Annotated in this window: 3 protein-coding genes; all 3 read left to right on the forward strand. The window is 73.3% G+C overall.

Annotated features, from left to right (window positions below; translation table 11 throughout):
* The first annotated feature begins 67 nt into the window (after window positions 1-67).
* A complete protein-coding gene (locus tag JCO01S_RS08785; protein WP_169796918.1) occupies window positions 68-4,315 on the forward strand; it encodes an alpha-(1->3)-arabinofuranosyltransferase domain-containing protein in 4,248 nt (1,415 codons plus the stop codon).
* A gap of 9 nt (window positions 4,316-4,324) precedes the next feature.
* On the forward strand, window positions 4,325-5,152 hold the full coding sequence (locus JCO01S_RS08790; protein ID WP_068253934.1) for a glycosyltransferase family 2 protein: 828 nt from the start codon (window positions 4,325-4,327) through the stop codon (window positions 5,150-5,152).
* Window positions 5,149-6,156, forward strand: a 1,008-nt coding sequence (locus JCO01S_RS08795; RefSeq protein ID WP_068253937.1) for a glycosyltransferase family 4 protein, incomplete at its 3' end; no start/stop codon positions are given. The genes JCO01S_RS08790 and JCO01S_RS08795, both read left to right, overlap by 4 nt.

The following is a 6,156-nucleotide window of genomic DNA, read 5'->3' on the forward strand; positions in this document are numbered from 1 at the left end:
GCGTCACGGATCGGTCAGGACGAGAGGAGACGTGCCAGTGCGCAGCCGGCTCTCCAGGCTCCTGAGGGTGCCTGTCCTCTCCGGGGTCCTGCTGATCGTGCTCGCGGTCATCGTCTTCGTCAATGGCTGGGGTGTCTTCAACACCGACATCAAGCCGGAGGTCTACCTGGCCCCGCAGGAGGTGCTGCCGAGGTACCTCTCCGCGTGGACCTTCTCGCCGTACCTCGGCTCCCCGAACTTCAACGTCGGGCTGGTGCCCGTCCTCGCGGTGACCTGGCTGCTGCGCTCCCTGGGGCTGGACCCCGAGATGGCCTTCAAGGTCTACCACCTGATCCTCTGGGGACTCGCCGCCTGGGGTGCCAACCGGCTGCTGCGCACCCTGCTGCCCGCCGCGGGTCGCTGGGCGGGGCTGCTCGCCGGCGTGGCCTACATCGCCAACCCCTACGCGGTCGCCGCCGGAGGAACCCTGGCGATCGCCCTCCCGATGGCGCTGCTGCCGTGGCTGCTCATCGCGCTCACCCGCTCCCTCCGCGAGCCGACGAGCTGGGCCTGGCCCGCCGCGGTCGGCCTCGTGTTCTTCGCGATGAGCGGCATGAACGTCGGGGTCGTGCCCGTCTACCAGCTCCTCCTCGTCATCCCCCTCGCCCTCTTCGTGCGCTCCGAGCGGGGTCGGACCTGGCGGGAGATCGCGACCTCGCTCGGCAAGTCGGCCCTCTTCGTCCTCGCGGTCTCCTCCTACTGGCTGGTACCCGGCGCCGCGGCGACCAGCACCGGCAGCCAGATCGTCGAGGGCTCCGAGAGCCTCGACGGCATCGCGAAGGTCAGCTCCTTCGTCGAGGTCCTGCGCGGTCTCGGGCTCTGGTCCTACTACGGCTCCTCGGACGCCGGCCCCTGGCTGCCGGAGTACGCGATCTACTTCACCTCGGGCGTCGTCATCCTCTTCACCCTGCTGTGGCCCGCCGCGGCGCTCGCCTCCCTTCGTGTCGCGCCCGTCCGGCTGGCCCGCCTCGTCGCCGCGATGACGGGGATGGTCGCGGTGATCATGGTCGGGCTCTACCCGGGCGGGTACGGGGCATCCCCCTTCGCCGCGGCGCTGCGCGTGGTGCTCGAGACCGTCGGGCCGCTCGAGGCCTTCCGCACGACGAACAAGATCGGGGCCGGCCTCGCGCTCGCCTTCGCCCTCGTCCTGGGCGTCGCGGCGGTGCGGGTGCTGCCGCGCCTGGCCAGGCGCCCGGGGCTGGGGCCGCTCGCCGGCGGGCTCGGGCTGGCCACGGTCGCCGCGCTCATCGCGCCCGCGGTGACCGGCAACCTCTACGTCTCGCCGCTGGACGTGCCCGGTTACTGGGAGCAGGCGGCGAAGCGGGTCGACCAGGGCGACGCCGACAAGCGGGTGCTCCTGCTGCCGGGGCAGACCCGGCCGCACTACCGGTGGACCCCGGAGCGGCCGGACGACCTGCCCAACTCGCTGCTGCACCGCGACGCGGTCATCCCGGAGACCCACCCCAACACCTCGCCTCCCGGCGGCAACTTCCTCGCCGCCCTGGACGACACGCTGCAGTCGGGCAACGCCGGCTCGCGGGACGTCTCCCCCTTCGCCCGCTACCTGGGCGTGGACCAGGTGCTGCTACGCCACGACATCGTGTGGGAGGACACCGGCGGCGCCCGGCCGGGGGAGACCGCCGCCGCGCTGAGCGAGGACGACGGCCTGCAGGGCATCGCGAACTTCGGCGAGCCGGGGCAGAACACCTTCACGAAGGCGACGCCTCCGCAGTCCCAGGAGGAGGCGCTGCTGCCCCCGCTCCAGCTCTACGGGGTCAAGAACTCGCGCGCCATGGTGCACGCCACGCCGACCGCCGGCACCCTCGTCGTCGCCGGCGACGCCTGGTCCATCCCCACGCTGGAGCAGGCCGGCCTGCTGAAGGGCACCCCGTCGATCCGCTACGCCCACGACATGAGCGGCAAGCAGCTGCAGCACCTCCTGGACCGGGACGCCCGGATGGTCCTGACCGACACCAACCGTCGCAGGTCCGCCATCACCAACCGGCTCACCGAGGGGCAGGGTGCGGTGGTCGCCGCGAACGAGGACCCGGGCACGAGCCGGGCCCTCGGGACCGCGAAGGACCAGAGCACCCTCGTGCGCAGCGGGGTCAAGGTGAAGGCGACGATGACCGGCGGCGCCTTCTTCGACCTGCCGCACGGCATCCCGGAGAACGCCATCGACGGCGACCCGAGCACCTCCTGGCTCTTCGGCGACTTCGGCCGGGCGAAGGGCGAGAGCCTCACCCTGACGCTGCCGACGAAGCAGCGGCTCGGGAAGGTGACGATCGACACCACCGCCCTCGGCGGGGTGCAGATCGAGAAGCTGGCCGTCACCGCCGGGGACACCCACAGGACCGTGACCACGGACGCGAAGGGACGTGCCCGGGTCGACCTCGACGGGGTGCGCGCCAAGACGGTGAAGCTGCGCGTGGACAGCCTGCGTGGTGAGGGCGTCAGCCTCGTGGGGATCGCCGAGATCGACCTCGGCAAGGACGCTCCGCACGCCCGCCGCACGATCCGGCTGCCGAACACCCTGAACGACCTCTACGGCAGGCTCGACGCCGGCGAGCGACGCGACTTCACCGGCGTCCCGCTGGACGTGAGCTTCTCCCGGGCGCTCAACACCGACTCGGTCAGTGACGACACCGAGCAGGACCTGCGTCGGAACTTCACCCTGCCCGACGACCGCACCTTCAAGGCCCGCGCCGCGGTCCGCGTGGACGGCCCGCTCGAGCCGCTGGCCGACCGGCTCTCCGGCATGGACACCACGTACACCGCGCGGTCGAACCGCACCTACTTCGACGACCTCGACCGCCGCGCCTCGAGGGCCGCCGACGAGGACGAGGCGACGGCGTGGGTCCCGGGCGGGAAGCTCGGCAAGGCCTGGTGGCAGATCGAGGGGCCCGAGCGGGAGGTCCCCGACATCGAGATCACCCAGGAGCCCGGCCCCGGCGACGACGACGACACCGCCTGGGCCACCCGGGCGCGCGTCCTGGTCGACGGCGAGGAGGTCGCGAGCGGCAGCATCGGCAAGGGCACGAGCACGGTCGAGGTGCCCGCCGGCACGACCGGCGAGCGGGTCCGCGTCGAGCTCGGGGGAGTCGACGACTCGGCGGGGGAGCGCCCGCCGCGGGTGAGCGCCATCGACACCGGCGTGCAGATCGAGCAGACGGGCCAGCAGGACCGCTGCGTCGCGGTCGCGAGGATCGACGGCGAGCCGGTCCGCATGCGACCGGAGGACCCCTCGCGGATCAGCGGCACCGGCGAGGCCGGGAGCGACTGGCGCGGCTGCGGTAAGGAACCCCTCGTCTGGGGTGAGCACCAGCTCCGCCCGGTCGACGGCATCCAGTTGGACTCGCTGATGCTGCGCGACGCACAGGGCAGCACGGCCGCGCAGGGCAACACGGCGGCGCACGAGGTGCCCGCGCCCGTGGTGCAGGCCGACCGTGGGGTCGTCACCTCCTCGATCGACGTCGAGGTGGGCAAGGCCTCGCAGCCGTACTTCCTGGCGATCGGGCAGGGGTACGACCCCCGGTGGCGGGCCACCCTCGAGGACGGCACCGACCTCGGCGAGCCCGTGGTCGTCGACGGCTACGCGACGGGGTGGTACGTCGACGACACCGCCGCGCACGACATCCACATCAGCTACACCCCGCAGCGGCGGGCGAATGTCGCGATGCTCGTCTCCGGTGTCGCGCTCATCGCCGCCCTCGTCCTCTTCCTCACCCCGCTACTGCGCCGTCGGCGCGACCAGCTACGCACCGAACGGGCGGCCGACTGGCCCGTGGACGAGCTGACCGAGGCAGCGACCGCGACCGTGGGCGGCCCGTCGGAGGGCACCCCCGAGGAGCCGGTCGCCACGCCGGAGCCCGAGGAGGCCACCACCGGGGGCCGAAGGGGGCGGACCCGGCGGGAGCGCCGCCACCGCGGGCTCACGGCGGCGCTGCGGGCGCGCAGCGGGGCCTCCCGCAACCTGGCCGAGGCCGCCCTCGTCATCGGCGCGCTGGCCCTCACCGGCATCGGCGGCGGGCTCGCCGCCCTGGCCGTCGTCCTGCTCATCCGGCGCGGTGACCCGCGGCCGGGAGCCCTGCTCGTCGCCGGAGCGGGTCTCGTCGTCCTCGCCGGTGTCGTCTTCGTCGCGTACCTGGGCCTGGTCACGGGAACCTTGGGTACGGTCAGTGCGGATGCCGTGAAGTCGGCAACGGTCCCGCACCACATCGCCGGTGCGGGGTTGGTCCTGGCGATCCTCGCCACCTTCCTCAGGCGTGACCCGTAAGGAGCAGCCGTGACGTCACCCGACCCGGGTTCGGTGACCGTGGTCGTCCCGACCCGCAACAACCTCCGCACCATCGAGGCCTGCCTGCGCTCGGTGGTCGAGCAGGAGCCGTCGGTCGAGCTGATCGTCGTGGACAACCACAGCACCGACGGAACGCTCGAGGTGGCCCGGCGTCTCGCCGACCGGGTCATCACCGCCGGGCCGGAACGCTCCGCGCAGCGCAACACCGGCGTCGCCGAGGCCGGGTCGGAGTGGGTCCTGTGGCTCGACAGCGACATGATCCTGCCGCCCCGGAGCATCGCGGCGGCGCTGGAGACCGCCGCCGCGACGGGGGCGGTGGGCATCGCGCTGCCGGAGCGGACGATCGGCGACGGCTTCTGGACGGCCTGCCGGGCCCTGGAGCGCGAGTGCTACCTGGACGACCCGTGGTTGCACAACCCGCGTCTGGTCCGTCGCGAGTACCTGCTCGGGGCGGGGGCCTTCCACACGGACATGTCCGGTCCGGAGGACGCCGACCTGCGCATGAAGATGCGCTCGACGGGTGCCGGGATCGAGCTCGCGCCGATCATCATCGACCACGACGAAGGGCGCCTGACCGTCGCCGAGGTGCTGCGCAAGCGCTACTACTACGGCCGCAGCATCCCCGCCTTCGCCAGCGAGCACGAGGGTGCCGTCAGCGCCCAGGGACGTGCGGTGCTGCGCTCCTACGTGCGCAACCACCGGCGACTGCTGCGCGACCCGGCCCACGCCGTCGGCATGGTCCTGCTGCGGGCCATGGAGGCCGGTGGCTACGCCGCCGGCGCCCGGCGCGGGCGCAAGGACCGGGCCACCCGATGAGCCCGGAGGGAGCGCGCCGGATGCTCTGGGTCTCGCTGCCCGACCAGCGGGCCCGCCGAGAGCTGTACTGGATGTCCCTCATGCCCGGCACCCGGGTGCGGGCCATGGCCCGGCAGGAGCCCCCGGGCGAGGTCGACTGGATCCCCAGCACCTACCGGCGCCCGATCAAGCGCTTCATCGAGGCGGGCGCCCTCGCGTGGGTGCGGGGGCTGGCCGAGCAGGACCCCCGTGAGTACGACTGGGTGACCTCCCTCGAGCTGTGCTCGCTCGTCACGGGCCAGGCCTCGGCCTGGCGTCGGCGCGCCCGCCGCAGCGGTGCCCGCCGGCCGTTGCAGGCGGTCATCACCTGGGAGAACCTCCCGGACCAGCCGCTGTACCGGATCCCGCCGTACCGGCAGGCGCTGAACTCCTGCCGCGACGCCGACCTGCTGCTGTGCACGGTCGATGCGGCCCGGGACCACCTCCTGCAGAACGGATTCGCGCAGGAGCTGATCCGGGTGGTCAAGCCCGGCGTCGACACCGACCTCTTCCACCCCGCGGAGGCACCGACCGAGGAGCCGATCGTCGTCTTCGCCTCGCCGCTGGCCGAGAACAAGGGCATCGACCGCGTCCTGGAGGCGATGCGGATCGTGCGCCGCAGCGTGCCCGAGGCGCGCCTGCGGGTGGCCGGCCGGGGCCCGCTCGAGCACCTCGTCCGGGCCGAGGCGGACCGCCCCGGGTCCGGCGTCGAGCTCGTCGGGTCCCTCGACACCGCGGGCGTCGCCGAGCTGATGCGCTCGGCCGCGGTCTTCACGACCGCACCCCGCCCGACGTGGAAGTGGACCGAGCAGCTCGGTCTGGCCTACCTCGAGGCCCAGGCGAGTGGCCTGCCCGTCGTCACCACCCGGTGCGGCACCAACGACGAGGCTGTCCGGGAGCCCAACGACCTCGTCGAGGACTCCGCCGAGGCCCTCGCCGACCGGCTGCTCGGGTGGCTCACCGACCCGGCCCGCCGCGCCGCGGTC

The sequence above is a fragment of the Janibacter corallicola NBRC 107790 genome (assembly GCF_001570965.1).
In the GTDB taxonomy this organism is placed as follows: domain Bacteria; phylum Actinomycetota; class Actinomycetes; order Actinomycetales; family Dermatophilaceae; genus Janibacter; species Janibacter corallicola.